Origin of the sequence: Oceanobacillus piezotolerans (genome assembly GCF_003665065.1) — a bacterium.
Classification (GTDB): Bacteria; Bacillota; Bacilli; order Bacillales; family Amphibacillaceae; genus Oceanobacillus; species Oceanobacillus piezotolerans.
The window spans coordinates 54901-75018 of the sequence record NZ_RCHR01000002.1 but is presented as its reverse complement, the minus strand read 5'-3'; the positions used below and the strand labels follow the sequence as shown (position 1 = coordinate 75018).

Here is a 20118-nt window from a genome sequence, read left to right as displayed (position 1 = left end):
CTTAGCAAATGAAAGAGAATTTATACTTTTACTATACAAATGATCTTCATAGCAATTTTGAACAATGGCCAAGAGTTTCAGGCTTTATAAAGGAAGAAACAGGGAAAAGGCAAGAAAGAAATGAGAATTATTGGCTCGTGGATATTGGTGACCATATGGACCGAGTTCATCCCATCTCAGAAGCATTTATGGGAAAAGCAAATGTTGCATTAATGAATGATCTTCATTATGATGTAGCAACTATCGGGAATAATGAAGGAATTACACTTTCACATGAAGACTTGTTTCACCTTTATGATGATGCTGAGTATCAAGTTGTATGTACAAATTTACATAGTTTAAGAAAAGAGAACCCGGTTTGGTTAGAACGCAATGTTATAATCAAATCAAATTCAGGTGTGAAAATTGGGTTACTTGGTCTTACTGCGCCATTTAATGATTATTATGAGCTGCTGGATTGGCATATTTCTTCTGAATTTGAAGCACTCGATCATTATGTAGAGCAATTAAAAAAAGAGGCGGATATTATTGTCTTACTTTCTCATTTAGGAATTACAGAAGATCAAGAGATTGCCAGAAGATATCCGGATATTGATTTAATTATTGGAGGACATACACACCACTTATTGCGAACAGGGGAAAGTGTAAACCAAACATTAATAACGGCGGCTGGCAAGCATTGCTATTTCGTAGGTGAAGTTATACTAACCTGGGACCATCTTGAGAAAAGGCTGGTAGACAAGCAAGCATATGCAGTAGATATTACAAATTATCCAAAGGATTTAAAAACAGAACAGGGTTTACAGATGCTTCAAGATGAAGCTGACAAACTTCTTGGTGATCCTATTGTTCAAATCAATAGACCAATTGAAGTGAAGTGGTTTGCTGATACAATGATCATGCAGGAGCTTACTAATACCTTATTATCCTATACTAATGCAAATTGTGCGATGCTTAATGCGGGGTTATTATTGGATCAGTTTTCGGCCGGGTCTGTGACATATAGGGATGTTCATCGTATCTGTCCACATCCAATTAATCCTGTTGTGGTAGAATTGGCTGGAGATGAATTAATCGAAGTGATTCGTGCTTCTTTTACAAAAGACTTTACCGAACTCAAGCTAAAAGGTTTTGGTTTCCGTGGAGAAGTACTAGGACGCATGATGTTTGCTGGAATAAATGTGGAAACAGGTCATCATAAAAATGGGGAGGAATACGTAAAGAAAGTAACTTGTAATGATGGTAACGAGATAGATCGGGACTCTGTTTATCAGGTGGCAACTGCTGATACTTTTACATTCGGCAGGCTGTTACCTGAAATAGCGAGATCTGAAACTAAAAAATATTTCTTACCTGAATTTATTCGTGACTTATTAGTGGAGACATTAAAACGTGTTTATGGTTAAAACTAGATGAGTGACATATTTTCCCCCTCCAGCATAAAGATATAATGTATCTTTTGAAGGAGGCGGAAAATGTATGATGACTGTTAAGCCACTTGAATTAGAGGGGAAAATGTTTATAGAAACAACAGTGGAACTTCCGAAAACAACCCTGCTTATTATTTCCAATGATATAGGTTATATTATGTGTGCTGCACTTGACGTTGATTTTTTTGATGCAAATGAAAAATTAAAACAGCGGAATGTAATTTGTGGTCGTGCTGAAGGCGTCCGAACAATTGACCAACTTTTGCATGCCCCCCTTGCAAAAATTACGGAGGCTTCCAGTGAGTTATATGGTTGGGAAGTTGGAATGTCGGGCAAGGAAGCATTGTTGAAGCTTACGTAAATATAAATGTCTTCCATTTGGAAGGCATTTTATTTTGGGGGTTTAGCGGAATAATCATTATCTAATATTGCGGAGTTAAGTAATTGTGCAAACCTATCAATCGACTAATAGGGCAGGTTTACTTAGCACTCCTAATTGAAGTTTGTGAAGAATGAGGCTGGGACATAACTAAACTGCTTAACAAAGAAGTCGAACGATGTGCTAATTTAGCGGAGGGAATATACGTAGACTCCTACGGGAGGATAGGCCTAGGTGAGACCCCGCAGAGACGACAGTCTCGAGGAGGCTCAGCAGCCGCCCGTGGAAAGCGAAGTATATTTCCGCAGCGGTTGTCTCCGCTATTTCGTTCGGTTTTTCCTTTTCGGCAAACACATTTGTCCCAGCCTTATTCTAGATTAACTATTTTTCTCTTGCTCGTTAATCGAGTCAATATATTCTTTCATTCTTTTTTTATTCGGTGTAATGGTCAATCCTAAGTATTTTCTTTCTTCATTGGCAGCTTTGTAAAAAGCAATAGTCATTAATATAACTACTATACTAAATGGCAATGCTGCTATAATTGCGGCGGACTGCAGTGCATTTAAACCAGTTTCTCCACCTGATAAAAGCAATATATATGCAATCGCTGATAGAGATAACCCCCATACAACTTTTATAAAACCCGCAGGATTTAAAGTTCCAAATGCAGTCTGCATGCCTAAGACAAATGTTGCCGAATCGGCTGAAGTAATAAAAAAACAAGCAATAAGAACCAAAGTAATAAGAGAAAGAATGACACTCATAGGCAGTTCATTGAAAATACCAAACAATTGAGTCTCAGGTGGCATATCAAATATTTGGGGTGCATTTTGCGCGACTTCCACACCTGTTAGACCAAACGCACTAAACCAGAATATACTTACAATGGTTGGAACGAGTAATACCGCAATAATAAATTCCCGAATGGATCGACCTCTTGAAATTCTTGCAATAAATATACCTACAAATGGACTCCAGCTCATCCACCAACCCCAATAATATATAGTCCAAGATTGCAGCCACTCATGTTTTTGTTCGTTTAAGGGAGCTACATCTAAACTGTTAAATAATAATGAATTTAAATAATTACCAGTTCCACTTGTCACCATATTAAGAATAAATAAAGTTGGCCCCAGAATTAAGACAGCAAGAAATAATAGTCCTGCTAATATCATATTTAAATTACTTAGATATTGAATTCCTTTACTTAATCCACTCCAAGCACTATAAATAAACAACACAGTAACAACAGCAATGATAATTCCTTGAACTAGCGTGTTTTTAGGAATTCCAAAGAGGTAGTTCAAGCCGCCATTAATTTGCATCGCTCCAATACCTAAAGAAACAGCCACTCCAATAATGGTTGCGAACACCGCCAACACATCAATAACATTTCCTATAGGACCATCTACTCTATCTCCAAGAATAGGCCGTAATGTTTTAGATAATAAACCAACTTCCCCTTTTCTAAACTGCGAATAAGCTAATGCAAGTGCAACAATGCCGTATACAGCCCATGGATGAAATCCATAATGCAGAAAAGTGGATCTCATTGCTTCTGCTAAAGCAGCTTTTGTTTCAGGGTCAGCAGTAGGGGGAGCTAAGTAATGTGAAATTGGTTCAGAGGAACCATAGAATACTAAGCCAATCCCCATACCAGCACTAAACAGCATTGTTAACCATGATATCGTTTTAAATTCAGGTTTATCAGTTGGTTTACCCAATTTAAGTTTGCCGATTGGACTAAAAGCAAGAAATATACAGAAAAATAGAATAAGCGTGAAGACCGTCATGTAATACCAGCCAAAAGTTTCTGTAATCCATGCGCCAAGAGCTCCAGAAATTTCCCCAAATTCATCAGGAAAAACGGCGCCTAGTAGTACCAGTATACCGACAACGATTGCAGAATAAGTAAATACATTGGAAAATTGTTTTCTTTTTTCTTTCATAAAAAGTTTCATCCTTTTCACATTTGTATAGTAGATACACGTTTTACATAGTAACATAGTCAAAAATTGATTTAAAACAAAAGGGATAAGACGACGAGGAGAATGCTATATTTGCTGCTGGCATAACTTTGAATTTATTTTCACAACTTATAATGCTTTATTTAGCAAGAGATATGGTTTGATAAAAACATTGTGCCACACAAATTAGGTCTAATTGTTAGAGCAAATATTTAGTAGATGTTAACTTCTGTTATCTAACATCAATAAATCTCGTTTTGAAACTCTATCAAATTAAGAACTATTTATGTATGTTAATGAGAGATTTTCCTTTAAGTTAATAAAACAAAAATCTGGTTATGCAGAATCACCCTAATTTGGATATTGCGAATAGGTACATTAAGTATTACAAAGATATGCTGGTTATATTTACCCATTTAAAAAGGAGTCAAAACATTCCTTAGTCTAACCCAATTAATACAAGCATACTCTGTGTTAGGGGGGGTTTTTAGATTGGGGCCGAGAAAAAAACGTTATAATAAAAAATTTGCAGCTTCTCCAGGGAAAAATATCTTCCTAATGACGATAATTATATTTATTCTAGGGGTATCAATTAGTATATGGTATGTCGATAAGAAGATTACCCCAACTATAATTCAAATTGCTGAACGGAAAACAACTGAATTTGCTACGAGGGCGATTAATTCAGCAGTTCGTTTTGCTGAGGATTATGAGTTTAATGAGGTATTTGATATTACATATGATAATGAGGGCAATGTGGTAACGTATAACTGGAATCCAGCTGTGGTAAGTGAGATTAATCGTGTAGCGACTGATCGAGTCGAAGAATATTTCCAGAATATGAATAGAGGAGATCCAATTGCTTATGATTATTCCCTCCAAGAACCATATGACTATAGTGATGGAGCGAAAGACCGTGCAAAACTTGATCCGACCTTAATAGAAATTCCCCTAGGAGAGGTAACAGGCAATACAGTTCTTGCCAATCTCGGTCCTAAGATCCCAATTAATTTAGAACTCGTTGGAGCTGTAAAAACAAATGTCAAAAGAGAAACAGAACCGTTTGGCATTACAGGATCATGGGTAACACTATACATTGATGTTCAGGCAGATGTCCAAATTATAATCCCATTTATCTCTAAAGTGGAATCCCTCCAAACGGAGATTTATATAGATGGGGGAGCTATTATAGGCGACGTACCTGAGTTTTATGGAGGAGGAGGGGAAGGACCATCTATTTCAGTTCCTAAGTCCGATTTTGAGAATGAGAATGCAGACTTGCAAGATGATGAATAATCTAGTATAGTAGTGTCATAAATTCATATTCAACCTCAGATCGGTGAGGTAGAGGCGCAGGCAAAATAATTAGTTAGCAGGAGAATGACAACGATGAGTGCTGATGAAAGGTTTGTTTGCCGAAGCGTAATAAGGGTCAAACTTATTATAGCTGGTATGTTCTTGAATAAGGGGCATACTGTCATGCAGCAAGTGTGCGTGGAGAACTACTGATCGAAATGGAGGATAACGTATATTTTGTATGAAGCAAAGATAAGTTATTTTCTATCTTTGCTTTTTGTATGCAAAAAAACAACATCCTGATGCATTTCAAAGAGAAGTCAGCAAATTTCCCGCTTGTATGTAAAAACATTACACGGAGGTAAAGCAACATGGAAGGAACTATTTATTCGATTATACCTGCTGTATTAATGCTCATCCTTGTTATTGTAACAAGGAAAGTATTATTGTCATTAGGTGCAGGTATTATTTTAGGAGCATTATTTATTCATGATTTTAGTCCTTTAGCATCTCTAAAAGAAATATGGACTGTATTCTACGGAATCTTTATTTCAGAGGGTGCTTTAAATACCGGGAATATTTTATTATTAGCATTCTTGCTATTACTTGGAATGATGACTGCATTCTTACAAGCTTCTGGAGGCAGTCGCGCATTTGGAGAATGGATGATGAAGCGTGTGAAGACTAGAGTCGGAGCGCAATTAATGACAGGTATACTAGGCATGATTATTTTTATTGATGATTATTTCAATAGCTTAGCAGTTGGTCAAATTGCTAGGCCTTTGACGGACCGACATCGTGTTTCACGTGCAAAGCTAGCATATTATATTGATTCTACTGCAGCACCAGCTACAGTTATTTCTCCAATTTCTAGTTGGGGAGCGTATATTATTGGGATATTAGGAGCAATATTTGCAGCGAATGAAATAACAAATATAGAGCCTTTTACAGCTTTTATTCAAATAATTCCATTAAACTTTTATGCCATTTCTGCCATTATTCTTGTATTTCTAGTGGCTTGCTTGAAAATGGATATTGGTCCAATGCGTAAACATGAAGAGCGTGCTTTACAAACAGGAGAGTTGCTCGATCCTAACTCAAGTCATGCACCTGGAGACCTAAGTGATACTTTTACACCGCATCAGAACGGGAAAGTTTATCATTTAATTCTGCCGATTATTGCTCTTGTAGTCGGTACCGTGTTATCCATGATAATCACTGGTGCATATGCGAGTGGTGACAATGTTACGATCTTAACTATTTTTGCTAATACGAATGTAAATCTTTCTCTCACTATTGGTGGCGCTGCTGCTGTATTGTTATCCTTATTATTCCATCTGCAGTTAGATCAGCCAAAAGCGAATGTTGGAAAAATCTTTGTAGAGGGTTTTAAAACGATGCTTCCCGCCATCTATATTCTAATCTTAGCTTGGATGATAGGCTCCATTCTTGATAGATTGGAAACAGGAGTATACTTTGCAGAGAAATTCAGTGAAGCATCCATCAGCGCTTCCTTCCTGCCGGTTCTATTTTTTATCATTGCTGGGTTTATGGCACTTGCAACTGGTACATCATGGGGAACATTTGGAATTATGCTTCCAATTGCAGCAGAAGTTGCTGTAGTGACAGATATGGAAATGCTGCTGCCTTCTCTAGCAGCTGTTCTTGCTGGTTCTGTATTTGGTGATCATTGCTCACCGATTTCGGATACAACAATCCTATCGTCAACAGGTGCAGGTTCCAACCACATTGACCACGTGCTTACCCAATTACCATATGCACTACTTGCAGCCTCAGTAGGAGTGATTGGATATTTAATTGTTGGCTTTACGCATCAACTAGTGCTATCACTGGTTATTACTTTAGGAGTATTAATTGGAATTAGTTTTCTTATTCACAGCCTTTCAAAAAGAAAGGCATAAAAAGAGTTCCTTCACCCCTTTAGGTGAGGGAATTCTTTTTAATTAAAAAATTTATCTGAAAAAATTGACATAACGTGATAGTACGGTATAATACACATGAAAATAATGTATAGTAACAATATTTAAAATATTAATTTTATGTAAGCGGATTCAAATACTGACTAAGGAAGTTAGCTAAAAGGAGGTTATTCTTATGGAAACAAGATCTCAATGGGGCACAAGAGCGGGTTTTATTTTAGCAGCTGCAGGTTCAGCAATTGGTCTTGGTAACATTTGGCGCTTCCCAGCGGTGGCATATGAAAATGGTGGAGGGGCGTTCTTCATTCCCTATCTCTTTGCTTTACTAACTGCGGGTATTCCATTATTAATTATGGAATTTACCATTGGTCACAAGTATCGTGGTTCTGCTCCATTATCATTTAGTCGGATGAACAAAAAGGCAGAATGGCTTGGTTGGTGGGGTGCCTTAGTTGCCTTTGTTATTTCTACTTACTATGCGGTCATTCTTGCTTGGGCCATGTCGTATACTGTTTTCTCAATTAACCAAAGCTGGGGAGCGGATACGGAAGGTTTTTTGTTTAATGAGTATTTGCAAATTGTGGAGGTTCCAGGACAGGTAGGTAGCATAGTACCAGGTGTTCTTATTCCCTTAATCATAGTATGGGCTGTTGTTTTCGTAATCCTGTTTGCAGGGGTTAGGAAAGGAATAGAGATAGCCAACCGAATTTTTCTTCCATTACTAGTGGTCTTATTCTTATTTATTGTGATATATGCGCTAACTTTACCAGGTGCCATTGAAGGCTTAAATGCATTCTTTCAACCTGATTTTGAAGCTATTATGTCCCCTGATGTTTGGGTTGCAGCATACGGACAAATATTCTTTAGTTTATCCATCGCTTTTGCTATTATGATTGCTTACTCAAGTTATTTGCCGAAGAGATCGGATATTACAAATAATGCGTTTATTGTTGGTTTTGGTAATTCCAGCTTTGAATTATTAGCAGGTATCGGTGTGTTTGCCACGCTTGGTTTTATGGCAGGTCAAGCGGGAGTTGGAATTGATGAAGTGGTAGCAGGTGGAGTCGGTTTAGCTTTTGTGGTATTCCCGCAAATTATTAATGAACTCCCATTTTTAAATGGTTTTATTGGTATTTTGTTCTTTGTATCGCTTGTACTTGCGGGGTTAACTTCTTTAATTTCTATTTCAGAGGCCTATATCTCTGCCCTAATGGATAAGTTTAAAATAACTCGTACGAAGGCAGTTCTATACGGTGGTGGATTATCTGCTATTCTTTCCTTGCTCTATGCCACTCAAGGTGGATTGTTCTTCTTAGATGCAGTTGATTACTTCATTAACCAATTTGGTGTTGCATTTATTGGTCTTGTAGAAGTAGTTGTAGTCACATGGATCCTACGTCAAGTAAAAGACCTGCAAGCACATGCAGATGAAGTGTCTGATATTCGTTTAGGAGCTTGGTGGACGATTAGTCTAAGTATCATTACTCCAATCATATTAGGGTTTATGATGGTTCAATTATTTGTTCAGAATCTATTGAAGCGGTTCGATACACCTACAGGGAACTACGAAGGATATTCAGACACATTTATCCTCTATAGTGGCTGGGTTGTAGCTGCAGGAGCTCTTGTAATAGGGATTCTTATTTCTTTAACAAAATGGAAAAAAGACCCAACAAAAATAACTGAAGAAACAAGGGAGGCTAAATAATATGACAGCTGGAGCAATTCTCCTTATGGTTATTGGGATTGTTATTATCTGGGGTGGACTTGGATTAAGCATTCGCCACGCCATGAAACGAGCGAAAGATCCGGAATGAAAAAATAAGAGCCTTTACCAATAATGGTAGAGGCTTTGTTCTTATTTCTTCTCTTTTGCCATTCGTTCCCATTTGTTTAAATATGGGAAAGGGTCAAATGAAAATTCGCTATATCCGTTATCCTTGTACATTCCATAATGAAGGTGTGGAGGGAATTTACCAGACGTGCCAGGTGGGCCGTATCCAGAAGAACCAACACTTCCAATTACATCTCCTGGTTTCAGGACTTGCCCAACTTGTAAGTCTTCCTGGAAACCGCTCATGTGAGCATAGTAATGATAGATATTATAAATATCCCGGATTCCGATACGCCATCCTCCGTATAAGTTCCAACCCATCACTTCAACAACGCCATATGTGGTGGAATGAACAGGAGTTCCGTAATCAGCAAAAATGTCTGTACCTTCATGCATACGTAGACCTCCAAAACCACGACGGTCTCCCCAAGTATTACGATAACTATAATTGTATCTAATGTTAACAGGAAAATCACGGTCTGTTAAATTTATATCTCCAAATCTACGGAATACCTTGGATGTATTCATGATTGTTTGAACTGTCAGATCACGCTTATAATAATTCCATAGCCCTATTTTGATATCGTCTTCTGTTGGTCCGTACTCTAAAAGGAGATTTGCCATGGTATATAAAATGTCTTCTGGATTATCGATTTCTGCCTTTCCATCACCATTGCCATCTTTTCCTTTCCCCTCGAATATGTTAATGATTTGAGTATCGGTATTACTGCCGCTATTTCCAATTCCAAACCAAATTTCATCGGGAATATTTATAGATACTACCTTTTCAGGTTCATTGCTATCCTGTATATTGCGTTCAAAGTTGTCGATGGCTGCAAAGTAAATCCATGGTATTTGAGTTAATGTCTCTGTTTTCTTATATAATGCCATTCGCTCGTCATAAATCGACGGTTCTTTTTCTTCCGCAAAAGCCACTGTATTAAATCCAACAAATAGAAGTAACAGTTGGATGGTAACTGCGATTTGAAGCTTACCGTACAAACTTTCTCACCTCCTGGCTTTATTATCGTTTGTTGTCATGTAATTTCTTACATGGCTATTTATTGTTAGTCATTCCTTGTGGTGTCTTCTTCATTTCTTTGATAATCTGGTTAATCGTATTATCGTAGTTACGGTTCGTTGTTGAATTGTGCAAACTTTGGATATCATGGATTAGAGCAGGATTATCTGATACGTATACTTCAAAAAAACGAGGCATGAAAGATTCTGCTGTCTTTACAGCAATATCTGCAGCTTCTTCACTGCCTAAGTCGCCCGATTTTTCATAAGCAATAAGTACCTCTTGATCTGTTACAAGTGTTGCTACCTCATCAAAACCATCGTTTTGGAGTATGGTTCTTGTTATCATGTCTGCATATTGATTTCTATCAATGGTTGCAGATCTTGTTTCTTCCTCAACGTCGATTTCATCCTTAGAGAAGTGAACATAGCCTAGTTTTTCATTAAACTCCGTATTCCTCTCAGTTTCTCTGTCCGGATTAAGTGGGTCTGAAATATCTTCGGTTTGGGTAGCATTGTTATTCCCCGTACAGCCACCTATAATAAAGAGACCAAGTAGGATAATTAGTAAGCCATTCTTCTTGTACATCATTTCTTCCTCCTTAATGATGATTTCTCTTTTCTAGTTTGGTAAATCAGCAAGAATTCATGCAATTTATTTTATGCTAATGAACAGACGGGGAAAATGTGGTAAAATAGATTCAGCTTAAGAGAGGTGAACCTGAGTTGATAGAACTGCATGGGAAAAAGTATGAATTAATTGAGAATATAAAAGATGGTTTCCAAGAGAGTGCCTTTAAAGATCGATATTCTGATATCTTAGCTAAATATGATTTTATCGTTGGGGATTGGGGATATAACCAGCTTCGCCTAAAGGGGTTCTACCAAGATCGAAACACAAAAGCCTCTTTTGAAACGAAGATTGGTGCCTTAGATGATTATTTATATGAATACTGTAACTTTGGTTGTGCTTATTTTGTTTTAAAAAAAGTGGCAAAATAGGGACAATACCAATACAGCAATTAGAAAATATCAAAGTAACTAGTTTACTCACTATAAATTTAAAGGGCAATGTACCCGTAGTTTCTGACTAGTAAACCTCAAAGGAATTAACAAATAGAACATTGTTGAAGGAGCATGACTTAATAAGTTATGCTCCTTTTCTTGTGCCCTGTTTTAATTGTAAATCACTCATCATGTAGAGGGTGACTCCCTGGTAATTGTCTAGGTAAATCATCGTGCTGCTCCTCATCTGGATAAACAAACGCACTCATCCTTTTCTGGCCTTCTTCCCAAGGTGTCGATTTTCCTTCCACAGGTTCTTTTGAATTAACTGGGGAGCCAAAAGCCCCCTCTGGAAATTCCTCTGGTATCAATTCATTTTTTGAACGTTCGATCGCTTCGAAATTGGTGAATTTTCTTTGGTGTTTTTTTGGCATCGTGTTTTTCCTCCAAAAATTGTTTAACAGTAGCTTTCACTAAATTAGTGATTATATGTGAAGATTGGATCCATACCTGTCCTACTGGTTTTAATAAAAAGTGGATTTTACTTCATTTTCAATGTGGCATTTATAGTGGAGTTTCTGCTCCTTTAATACATATAAATAAGGGTTATGATTCAGGGAGTGTGGAACTAGAAAAAGCGCGAAATTTGGTTCAGCTAATGGAGCTTCGGGTTAAAATTATTAGAATAATTCAAGCTAAAAGCATTTCTTTTCATTATAAAAAAAGAGATTGTAATCAAATAGTAATAATAAATGAACACTTATAACTAGCAATATTTAAACTTGTGCATTTATGCCTGTCGAATCTTTTGGGATTATCCTACTTTGTCATTAATTATCTTTTGTATTGTTCTCAAATTATATTTTTTTGTTTACATTTGGGTTTCATAAATAGGACTAATTTAATGTCTAATGTTGCGAAAGGATTACTGCTCAAATTGACATATTTTGCTAATTAGTTTAAAAGTTTAGATAGAGCGACCTACTAACCAGCATTTTCCTCTATAGAGAAAATCCACTAGGTAATTAATAATTTAGTAGTGAATAACAGGAGAAGGGAATGTGAAGCATGTTTGAATCAAAGAGAAGAGCACTTATATTTATTACACTTTCTTTTATTTTAGCTGCAATAGCCGGCTTAATGTTTTTTAATACATATGCGGATTTAAATGAAAATCTAGGACAAACGACAGAAATATATATTGCAGACAAAAACATTCCATCTCGAGAATCAATAAGCAGTGAACATGTGAGAACGATGCAAATTCCCAATCGGTTTATAACGGATGCACACATACTATCTTTAAATCAATTAGAAGATCAAGTATCCATTGTACCATTGCTGGAAGGTGATATTTTAACGACCAGTATGCTGCGGCCATATTCTGACGTGACAGAAGAAGGTAATCGATTAGTTAAGCTGTTCTCAGAATGGGATAATGTACACTTTGACCAAAATCTTGAAGCACTGGATCGAGTAGATATAGTAGTTTCACAGAGTACGGAGGAAGGTCCGGAAACAGAGATATTTATGAGAGATATTCCAGTTGCTAACGTCGAGACAAACGAGGAAGGGAATCCTAACGTTACACTCGAAGTAGCTGTGGAAGAAGCCCCATCCCTTATTCATGTCCAAAATTATGCAGATAGTGTAAGAGTACTAAAGGCTAACTCTGGTAAAGACCAAGATAATCTAGAAACAGCAGAAAATACGCAATCAACTAACAGGGATAAAGAATAGTTACGGAGGACTTGAAAATGACGAATGATGGGATAGAGATTTTATTAGTTTGTGAAGATGAACAAGTAAAAAATCAATTATCAAAGCAATCCTTTGCGGATGAGATCGATTTATATACCGTTTCTCATAATCAAGCAATTAAAGAGATGGTAAAAACCTTACCAGATATCCTGCTTATCGTTGATTCTGAGGATTTTCCTAGTATGGAATTTATTCAACAAATTCAAAGTGAATTAAATAGTTCTTACTCACCAGTCATACTTTATATCTCTTATAAAGAAAATTTCATCATGCTGCGAGATTTGATTCGAATTGGTGTGAATGATTATTTTGTATTGCCTGATGAAATTATCACATTAAATGAACGATTAATACGAATGAAACGGGTTTTACAAGAACAAAAAATATCTAAAAATGAAGCTGTTGCTACTACTCAAGCATTAAAAAAAGGTGGGGGCCAAATATATTCCTTCTTTAGTGGCAAAGGTGGAGTGGGCTGTTCTTTGTTATCAACCTTGTATTCTCAGACCATGAAATTCGAGTCAACTGCAGAGGTTCTCTTTATTGATTTAAATCTTCAGTATGGTGGCGGGGATACATATTTGGGAATAGAAAGCGAACGCTCCATAGCAGATTTAATCCCAGTCATGAACGAGCTAAATGAACAGCATATACATAATGTAGTTGTTAAAGAACCTCATTCTGGTTTGGACTTGCTTTTAAGTCCTCAAGATGGAGAAATAGCAGAATCCATTCATGAAGATCATGTTATAAAGTTACTGCGGACCTGCAGAAGGGCATATGACTTCATTATTATTGACTTGCCTTCTCATATTGACCCTGTTACTTTTGCAGCTTTGGGAGAATCGGATTTAATTAACTATGTGATGACATTGGATACACCTTCACTTCGAATTTATAAAAATGTGAACGACCTATTTCAAAAGCTGAGATTAGAAACAAAGGGAAGACTACAACTTGTAATAAATGGTATTGAAAAAAATAATGAGTTAAATCCATCTGATTTGAAAGAATTTATAAACTCTCCGGTTGTAGCAAAGATCAAAGTGGATAAGAAAGGAATTTATCCATTAATTAATAAAGGTGAACCAATACGCAAGGGTGCAAAGGAGAAGAAAATGCCACTAGTTGCAAAGAATGTAAGGAAATGGGTGCTTAGTGAGTTGAAGTAAGAGAGGAGGGGGAACATGTCATTATTTAAAAAGCAGACAGGCTCAACCTTAGAGGCGAATGCTAGTACGGTTACTCCATATGATAATCCTTATATAGAAAAGTTAAGTGACTACTATAAAAAAAGATTATTAAACGAGACAAATCTGGAGCAGCTAACAAGTCTTGATCCAGGTAAGATGAGGATCGCAATAGAGCGGATTATCAACCAATTTATGAGTGAAGAAAAAGTGGTTATTTCGCAACGGGACAAAGAGCAATTATTAACACAGATCATTGATGAATCCGTTGGCTTTGGTCCTTTACAGCCTCTATTAAATGATGAGCAGATTACAGAGATATTAATCAACGGACCAAATGAAGTTTACATTGAAAAAAAAGGAAGATTAACTTTAACAGATATAAAGTTTCGCGATGAATCTCATGTACGGAATATTGTTGACCGAGTGGTGGCGCCAATTGGCAGGAGGATTGATGAAAGCTCTCCAATGGTTGATGCAAGATTGCCAGATGGAAGTCGTGTGAATGCAGTTATTCCACCTATTAGTTTAAAAGGTACATTAGTTTCTATACGTAAATTTAAAAAAGAACCATTTACTATGGATAATCTTATAGAATTTGATTCTGTTGATGAAAAAATGGCATATTTTTTAAATGCCATTGTAGAAGCAAAACTAAATATATTGATCTCTGGAGGAACAGGAAGCGGGAAAACTACATTGCTTAATGCTTTATCTAGCTTTATCCCACCTGGAGAAAGGGTCATAACTGTGGAAGACTCTGCAGAATTAAAACTTAACCGGCCAAACGTAGTAGGCTTAGAATCACGCCCGCCGAATACGGAAGGAAAAGGTGCGATAACCATAAGAGATTTGGTTCGAAATGCGCTGCGTATGCGTCCAGATCGAATTGTGGTGGGGGAAGTGAGGGGAGCCGAAGCGTTTGATATGCTCCAAGCCATGAATACTGGTCATGAAGGTTCCCTGACAACTGTCCACGCTAACACCCCTATAGATGCCATTCGAAGGGTTGAAGGAATGATTATGATGGGAGGTATGGATTTACCTAGTACTGTCATACGTGAATATATTGTTGGTGCATTGGATTTTATTGTACAGATCGAACGTTTGCAAGATGGGCAACGCAAAATGATGACCATTGCCGAGGTTGTTATTGACAACAAGACAAGGCAAGTAAAACTACAGGAAATATTTAAATTTATAAGAAATGGCATAGGCTTAAATGGAAAAGTAATTGGAAAGTTTATATCTACTGGCATCATACCGAATAGTTTAAATCGATTAAGGCTGTTTGGTTTAGAGGTACCAGATTCTATCTTTGAAAAAGAAGAAGGGGTAGAAGAAGATGATTGCATCATTACTGTTTAGTGTTTCAGTGGGTTTCTTCATTCTAGCAATCTATAACTTACTGGATTATCGTATGAAAAAGAGAGAGTGGAAAGCTTCTACGAGAAGAAATTTTACGATAGAGATAACGCGAAAAAGTTTCCTCACTGTTTGGGGGGACAAGTTTGATGAAACGAATTATGGCCGCAAAATAAGAGAAAAACTAAATAAAATTAACCTTCATCTTACACCTTCAGAATTTACAAGCATGATCATTGTTGGAGGAATGGCTTTGATTGTCTTGCTGCATTTGGTCTTTAAATTTGATCTCCGATTAAGTATTATCTTTACAATTATAGCTATTATTGCGGTAATCCAACTTTTATTTATTTCAAGAAGGAATAAATATCAGGAAAGATTAAATGAACAATTAGCTGGGGTTTGTAGTAGTTTAGCAAGTGCTACCCGCTCAGGAATGACGATTTCGCAAGGAATTAACCTTGTAGCAAGAGAAGCTAATGAACCGACAAGAAGTGAATTCAAGCGGTTAGCCAATGAATTAAGCTTGGGTGTTGAGTTTGAACAAGCATTGCAAAACTTCCAAAAGAGAACCAGGGGAAGAGAATATATGTTGTTCATTGTAACGCTTCTGACGCAAAAAAAAGCGGGAGGAAATCTCCATAGTACGCTGGAGGAAATGGCTCACATATTGGATGAACGAAAATTCCTGGAGCAAGAAATTAAAACTTTAACTTCCGAACAACGTTTTGTATCGATGATCGTACCGTTAATTCCCATAACTCTAGTATTCCTAATAAACATGATTATGGAAGGATATGTAAATGTATTATTCTCTGGTTTTGGATTATTTCTATCGATTATTTTTATTGCGGGTACAGTACTTTCCTTCTATCTTGTAAGAAAAGTAACCAATATAAGGGTGTAGTAGTATGGAACAATTATTTTTAATAACCATTCTTTCATTTATTATCTTTTTTGGTATTGCACTTAAGGCGTGGTATAACTATATCTCTGAAAGGGACAAGGTACATAATCACTTAAAAGAAGTTGCTCATATTCCATTCGAGGAAGAAAGAAAAAAGGAGTCATTTATTAAACGGTTTATTACGAAGGTGTTAAAATATGCAGATGATTTTTCAGACATCGGTGAACGATTTAACTTTTATAGCGAATCTGAAGATGTTTATAGCTGGTTAATCTATGCAAACTTCCCATATGAATTGACTGTTAAACGTTTTCAAGGATTAAAAATAATACTCATGATAGCAGGATTCTTTGCTGGAGTAGTTTTGTTCTTGCTAGGATTCCCTTTGAGACAATTTCTACTGTTTCTGCTTCCAGGTTTGGGTTATTTTGGTCCCATTTTCTGGTTAAGAAAAAAGGCAAAAAACAGGCAAGACGAGTTAAGTTATACTTTGCCAGATTTTATCGACATGGTCAGTGTCACTTTAAAAGCAGGGGCAAGCATTGACCAAGCTTTTTATCAAATCTCGAGATATTTTGAAGGACCAATTAGAGAAGAGTTCTCGCGGTTTCATCAGCGGATCTCTCTAGGTGCACCTCGAGTAGAAGCATATAAAGAATTAATTGAAAGAACAAATGTGCCAGAATTTGAAATGGTTATTAAATCACTAATCCGTGGGTTGCAATTAGGTGTTCCAGTTGCGAAGACCTTAGAAATACAAGCAGAGGAAATTAGAAAAATAAGAAAAGAGAAAGTTAAAGAGGCAGCATCTAAGGCGTCACCAAAAGTTACGATGATTACAACCTTTGTTGTATTGCCAACCGCATTTATTTTTATTGGTGGCTTGTTAATTCTAAACATAATTAGAAATATTCAAGACAGTGGCGGATTCTTATAAAGAAAAACCACAGACTGCTAATTTATGGGCATCGCAGCTGTGGCAATTGGTTAACACTTCGGGTAGAAGTGTCGCTATCATTATAAATGAAGGAGGTGGTTGGTGGCAACTAACAAGTCTTACATTGTTGTTGTTAGTCATTGGTATAAGAAGGTTACAAAACTATTAAATAATAATGGAGAGGGATGGAAAAAATGAAAGAATTAAACAAATGGAATGCTAAGTTAAATCGTACAGTAAATAATGAAGAGGGTTCACAAGCGGTAGAATTTATGGGCATCGCAGCTGTGGTAATTATGTTAGTAATTATATTAACAACTTGGATGGGTAACCAAGGGGATACAGGATTTACTGGAATTCTGGATGGTATTATTTCACTAGTTTCAGGTTGGTTCTAAAGATAGTATAGAAGATAGATAGTGATGAAGTAAGATGCTTCATCACTATCCTATTTAAATAAGAGAGGGTAGTTTTAAGATGATACATAAAATTAATAAGAGGAACATATTTTTCATACTTATACTAGGTCATTTAATTTTTCTTTTCTCTTGTTCGAATGAAGAAAATGGACAACCTGCTGATGAATTAAGCCAGGAAGAGGAAGCATCGACAGAAGCCAGTGAAGCTACTAGGGAAGTGGATGAAAGTAAAGGGGATGAGACGAGTAGCCAGGATGAAGCAATGGATGAAGAAATGAGAGGGCCATTGGAAGATCTTATGGATAGGGCTCCAGAAGAACCCAAGAATTTAGAGGAGATAGTGCACTATCCAACTGGTCCACTAGCTGGTAGAGACTACAAAGAAGAGATGGAAGAAATGAAACAAGTGGTAAAAGATTCACTCCCAGCAATTGAAGAAGAAGTAGATGAAGAATATTTAAATGCATGGTGGAGAGCGTATCGATACTTATTTGCAGAAGAATATCCAAATCCGGATCAGATTATAACCGAGATGAATTTGGATTATTTTGGCAGTCCTGGGATAGAAGATCCAAGATATCAGTTTAAAGAGCAAGTAAATGTTTTAGTCATTTTAGATGTAAGTGGAAGCATGGGGAATTCCATTGAAGGAAGAACTATGATGGATATTGCGAAAGATTCTATAAGTGATTTCACGTCGGCCTTACCAGAAAATACAAATATTGGCCTTAGAGTATATGGACATGAAGGACAGCGAACCGGAAAATCAAAGGAGCAGTCATGTGAAATTTCGGAACTAGTTTATGATATGCAGCCGATAAACAATGGGGAGTTCCAAAGTGTGATTAAGAGTTTCGAACCAACTGGCTGGACACCAATAGCTTTAGCTCTTGAAGAAGTGAAAAATGACTTTTCGGAATTTCCTGGTGAGGAAAATACGAACCTCGTTTACGTAGTAAGTGATGGCGCCGAAACATGTGGTGGAGATCCTGTAACTGTAGCACAAGGATTATCAGAATCAAATATTCAACCGATTATTAATGTTATTGGGTTTAATGTGGACCTTGAAGGCCAAAGTCATTTAAGAGAAATTGCAGAAGCTGGTCAAGGTGTCTATACAAATGCAGGTAATGAAGCACAACTTCAGGAAGCATTTGACCAAGCAGAGGAGCTAATGCGTAAATGGGAAGAATGGAAGAATGACGCTAATAAAGATGCAGGTCAACAAAGAAGTGGGCAACAACAAGAAACTTTTAAGTTTATGAGTGAATGGCTAAATACCAATCGAAATGAAGACAATAATCTTACTTTTGTTACTGACGAATTACTTAAGGATGGCTATATAACTGCGGAAGTCAGACAATTTATAAGAGAAAAATCAGATGAAAGATATAACCTATATGTAGAAATTCATGATCAGAAACACGATGAATTGATGGAAGAAATTACGAATAACTATGAGAAAATAACGAGTGAAATTGATGAACAATATGATGAAAATACAGGTTCAAGCGAATGATAGTTTATTAATCGCCATCTTGGCGGAGAACTGACAGTTCTTATAATGGACGATTCAAAAAATAATAATAATTCCCGGGGAGGATTATTATGAAAAATAAATGGTTAGCTTTTAAAAATGAAAATGGGTCACTTAGTATTGAATTTATTGGTCTATTGCCTTTCTTCTTTATTCTTTTTCTAGCATTCTGGCAAATTATTGGATCAGGTGCATCATTATTACTTGCTCAAAATGCTGTAAATGAATCCGCTAAAGTATATTCTGTTACGGCAAATGTAACAGAGGCAGAAAACACACTGCAGTCTGTTATTGGTTCCAGTACTATATTAAGTTATGAAGATTTTAATATCACTCAGGATAGTGAGGGGAACTTCACAGTTAGCATTACTGGGAAACATGGAATTGTTTTTGGCCCGCCTTCATGGCGAGATGTTTTTGAAGTAACACATCAAACGTATAGCCGGGTGATAGAATGAAGAGATTTAAGCAGCTATTAAAAGAGGAGAACGGAAGCACTACCATTTTATTGGTTGGTATACTTTTTTTTGGTGTTGTATTGATCGTGCTTTTCATGAACTTTGCTAAAATATTTGCAGTTGCAGACAGAGGAAGCTCAGCAGCTGAACAGGCTAGTTTGGCTGCGAGTGACGTGGTCTATGATCAGATTATGGAAGATGTCATTGAAGATTATAGTTATGTTTGTGGATTCGATGGTGATGCTGATATTATTTGTTATCTTGAAGATGATTATTTGGTTAAGCGAGCAAGTCTCGATGATGGTACTTTGTCTGCAGGTGAATTAAAGAAAAGAGCAATTGATGAAGTATTAATAGAAAAGATCCCAGGCAGAAATGATTTGAAAAGAGACATACGTCAAGCACTAAATACAGCTAAGAATGAGATAAGAGCTACTGTACGTAATGTAATCAACGCAAATAAAGGGGAAGCTGCTGGTTCTAAAATCATCCTATTTAATGATAAGAATCGTATAGAAGTAAGAAGTAAAGCTACATTTGAATCGATAGATACAGAAGTCATTCCGTCAATAGAGGAAGATATCGGAAAAATAGGAATGGGAGTAGAAATTCCTTTTATTGATTATATAAGTTGGTCCTCGGACTCAATAACATTGCATTAATAGCAAAAGGG

The 20118-nt window shown here is 36.6% G+C and carries 20 protein-coding genes and 1 riboswitch; of the genes, 16 read left to right on the top strand and 4 right to left on the bottom strand.

Annotated features, from left to right (window positions below):
- The first annotated feature begins 8 nt into the window (after positions 1-8).
- Both D8M04_RS04770 and D8M04_RS04765 read left to right on the top strand, forming a co-directional pair.
- Positions 9-1406, top strand: a complete 1398-nt coding sequence (locus D8M04_RS04770; protein WP_121521774.1) for a bifunctional metallophosphatase/5'-nucleotidase — start codon at positions 9-11, stop codon at positions 1404-1406.
- Positions 1407-1479: 73 nt separating this feature from the next.
- Positions 1480-1791, top strand: a complete 312-nt coding sequence (locus D8M04_RS04765; RefSeq protein WP_121521773.1) for a YunC family protein — start codon at positions 1480-1482, stop codon at positions 1789-1791.
- Between the two features lie 395 nt (positions 1792-2186).
- On the opposite strand, the gene D8M04_RS04760 is transcribed toward D8M04_RS04765, so the two are convergent.
- Positions 2187-3758: a BCCT family transporter gene (locus D8M04_RS04760; protein WP_121521772.1), complete on the bottom strand. Its 1572-nt coding sequence runs from the start codon at positions 3756-3758 to the stop codon at positions 2187-2189.
- Between the two features lie 510 nt (positions 3759-4268).
- Between D8M04_RS04760 and yunB the strand changes: the two genes are divergently transcribed.
- From yunB to D8M04_RS04740, 4 genes are all read left to right on the top strand, one after another.
- Positions 4269-5072, top strand: a complete 804-nt coding sequence (yunB, locus tag D8M04_RS04755; RefSeq protein WP_246001121.1) for a sporulation protein YunB — start codon at positions 4269-4271, stop codon at positions 5070-5072.
- 41 nt (positions 5073-5113) lie between these two features.
- Positions 5114-5289: riboswitch (Lysine riboswitch) on the top strand.
- Between the two features lie 154 nt (positions 5290-5443).
- Entirely contained in the window at positions 5444-6994 is a 1551-nt protein-coding gene (locus tag D8M04_RS04750) for a Na+/H+ antiporter NhaC family protein (protein ID WP_121521771.1), read from the top strand.
- Positions 6995-7187: 193 nt separating this feature from the next.
- A complete protein-coding gene (locus tag D8M04_RS04745) occupies positions 7188-8720 on the top strand; it encodes a sodium-dependent transporter (protein ID WP_121521770.1) in 1533 nt (510 codons plus the stop codon).
- 1 nt (position 8721) lies between these two features.
- A complete protein-coding gene (locus D8M04_RS04740; RefSeq protein WP_121521769.1) occupies positions 8722-8829 on the top strand; it encodes a methionine/alanine import family NSS transporter small subunit in 108 nt (35 codons plus the stop codon).
- A 41-nt stretch (positions 8830-8870) separates the two neighbouring features.
- Here D8M04_RS04740 and D8M04_RS04735 read toward each other — a convergent pair whose 3' ends face one another.
- Both D8M04_RS04735 and D8M04_RS04730 read right to left on the bottom strand, forming a co-directional pair.
- Entirely contained in the window at positions 8871-9818 is a 948-nt protein-coding gene (locus tag D8M04_RS04735) for a M23 family metallopeptidase (RefSeq protein ID WP_425464007.1), read from the bottom strand.
- An 85-nt stretch (positions 9819-9903) separates the two neighbouring features.
- Positions 9904-10455 carry a YhcN/YlaJ family sporulation lipoprotein gene (locus D8M04_RS04730; RefSeq protein WP_121521768.1) on the bottom strand — a complete coding sequence of 184 codons (552 nt, stop codon included), beginning with the start codon at positions 10453-10455 and terminating at the stop codon, positions 9904-9906.
- A 137-nt stretch (positions 10456-10592) separates the two neighbouring features.
- On the opposite strand from D8M04_RS04730, the gene D8M04_RS04725 reads away from it, so the two are divergent.
- The gene (locus D8M04_RS04725; protein WP_121521767.1) at positions 10593-10868 is read left to right on the top strand and encodes a YutD family protein; all 276 of its coding nucleotides are present in this window, start codon (positions 10593-10595) and stop codon (positions 10866-10868) included.
- Between the two features lie 185 nt (positions 10869-11053).
- On the opposite strand, the gene D8M04_RS04720 is transcribed toward D8M04_RS04725, so the two are convergent.
- Positions 11054-11305 carry a hypothetical protein gene (locus D8M04_RS04720; protein WP_121521766.1) on the bottom strand — a complete coding sequence of 84 codons (252 nt, stop codon included), beginning with the start codon at positions 11303-11305 and terminating at the stop codon, positions 11054-11056.
- 634 nt (positions 11306-11939) lie between these two features.
- Between D8M04_RS04720 and cpaB the strand changes: the two genes are divergently transcribed.
- From cpaB to D8M04_RS04675, 9 genes are all read left to right on the top strand, one after another.
- On the top strand, positions 11940-12611 hold the full coding sequence (gene cpaB / locus D8M04_RS04715) for a Flp pilus assembly protein CpaB (RefSeq protein WP_121521765.1): 672 nt from the start codon (positions 11940-11942) through the stop codon (positions 12609-12611).
- 17 nt (positions 12612-12628) lie between these two features.
- Positions 12629-13804, top strand: coding sequence for an AAA family ATPase (locus D8M04_RS04710; RefSeq protein WP_121521764.1), 1176 nt, complete (start codon positions 12629-12631; stop codon positions 13802-13804).
- 15 nt (positions 13805-13819) lie between these two features.
- A complete protein-coding gene (locus D8M04_RS04705; protein ID WP_121521763.1) occupies positions 13820-15190 on the top strand; it encodes a TadA family conjugal transfer-associated ATPase in 1371 nt (456 codons plus the stop codon).
- Positions 15168-16094 (top strand): type II secretion system F family protein, encoded by a 927-nt coding sequence (locus D8M04_RS04700; RefSeq protein WP_121521762.1) that lies wholly within the window; start codon positions 15168-15170, stop codon positions 16092-16094. The genes D8M04_RS04705 and D8M04_RS04700 overlap by 23 nt, the downstream gene beginning before the upstream one ends.
- A 4-nt stretch (positions 16095-16098) precedes the next feature.
- Positions 16099-17031 carry a type II secretion system F family protein gene (locus D8M04_RS04695; RefSeq protein WP_121521761.1) on the top strand — a complete coding sequence of 311 codons (933 nt, stop codon included), beginning with the start codon at positions 16099-16101 and terminating at the stop codon, positions 17029-17031.
- Between the two features lie 194 nt (positions 17032-17225).
- On the top strand, positions 17226-17429 hold the full coding sequence (locus tag D8M04_RS04690) for a hypothetical protein (RefSeq protein ID WP_147436770.1): 204 nt from the start codon (positions 17226-17228) through the stop codon (positions 17427-17429).
- Positions 17430-17508: 79 nt separating this feature from the next.
- Positions 17509-18969, top strand: a complete 1461-nt coding sequence (locus tag D8M04_RS04685; protein WP_121521759.1) for a VWA domain-containing protein — start codon at positions 17509-17511, stop codon at positions 18967-18969.
- An 89-nt stretch (positions 18970-19058) separates the two neighbouring features.
- Positions 19059-19445, top strand: coding sequence for a pilus assembly protein (locus D8M04_RS04680; protein WP_121521758.1), 387 nt, complete (start codon positions 19059-19061; stop codon positions 19443-19445).
- Entirely contained in the window at positions 19442-20107 is a 666-nt protein-coding gene (locus tag D8M04_RS04675; protein ID WP_121521757.1) for a Tad domain-containing protein, read from the top strand. Before D8M04_RS04680 ends, D8M04_RS04675 begins: the two co-directional genes overlap by 4 nt.
- Positions 20108-20118: the final 11 nt, after the last annotated feature.

Excerpts from the sequence above, each read along its gene's own strand:
- D8M04_RS04770 (WP_121521774.1), top strand. The coding sequence starts at position 9 with ATGAAAGAGAATTTATACTTTTACTATACAAATGATCTTCATAGCAAT.
- D8M04_RS04765 (WP_121521773.1), top strand. The coding sequence starts at position 1,480 with ATGATGACTGTTAAGCCACTTGAATTAGAGGGGAAAATGTTTATAGAA.
- D8M04_RS04760 (WP_121521772.1), bottom strand. The coding sequence starts at position 3,758 with ATGAAAGAAAAAAGAAAACAATTTTCCAATGTATTTACTTATTCTGCA.
- D8M04_RS04750 (WP_121521771.1), top strand. The coding sequence starts at position 5,444 with ATGGAAGGAACTATTTATTCGATTATACCTGCTGTATTAATGCTCATC.
- D8M04_RS04745 (WP_121521770.1), top strand. The coding sequence starts at position 7,188 with ATGGAAACAAGATCTCAATGGGGCACAAGAGCGGGTTTTATTTTAGCA.
- D8M04_RS04740 (WP_121521769.1), top strand. The coding sequence starts at position 8,722 with ATGACAGCTGGAGCAATTCTCCTTATGGTTATTGGGATTGTTATTATC.
- D8M04_RS04730 (WP_121521768.1), bottom strand. The coding sequence starts at position 10,455 with ATGTACAAGAAGAATGGCTTACTAATTATCCTACTTGGTCTCTTTATT.
- D8M04_RS04720 (WP_121521766.1), bottom strand. The coding sequence starts at position 11,305 with ATGCCAAAAAAACACCAAAGAAAATTCACCAATTTCGAAGCGATCGAA.
- cpaB (WP_121521765.1), top strand. The coding sequence starts at position 11,940 with ATGTTTGAATCAAAGAGAAGAGCACTTATATTTATTACACTTTCTTTT.
- D8M04_RS04710 (WP_121521764.1), top strand. The coding sequence starts at position 12,629 with ATGACGAATGATGGGATAGAGATTTTATTAGTTTGTGAAGATGAACAA.
- D8M04_RS04705 (WP_121521763.1), top strand. The coding sequence starts at position 13,820 with ATGTCATTATTTAAAAAGCAGACAGGCTCAACCTTAGAGGCGAATGCT.
- D8M04_RS04700 (WP_121521762.1), top strand. The coding sequence starts at position 15,168 with ATGATTGCATCATTACTGTTTAGTGTTTCAGTGGGTTTCTTCATTCTA.
- D8M04_RS04695 (WP_121521761.1), top strand. The coding sequence starts at position 16,099 with ATGGAACAATTATTTTTAATAACCATTCTTTCATTTATTATCTTTTTT.
- D8M04_RS04690 (WP_147436770.1), top strand. The coding sequence starts at position 17,226 with ATGAAAGAATTAAACAAATGGAATGCTAAGTTAAATCGTACAGTAAAT.
- D8M04_RS04685 (WP_121521759.1), top strand. The coding sequence starts at position 17,509 with ATGATACATAAAATTAATAAGAGGAACATATTTTTCATACTTATACTA.
- D8M04_RS04680 (WP_121521758.1), top strand. The coding sequence starts at position 19,059 with ATGAAAAATAAATGGTTAGCTTTTAAAAATGAAAATGGGTCACTTAGT.
- D8M04_RS04675 (WP_121521757.1), top strand. The coding sequence starts at position 19,442 with ATGAAGAGATTTAAGCAGCTATTAAAAGAGGAGAACGGAAGCACTACC.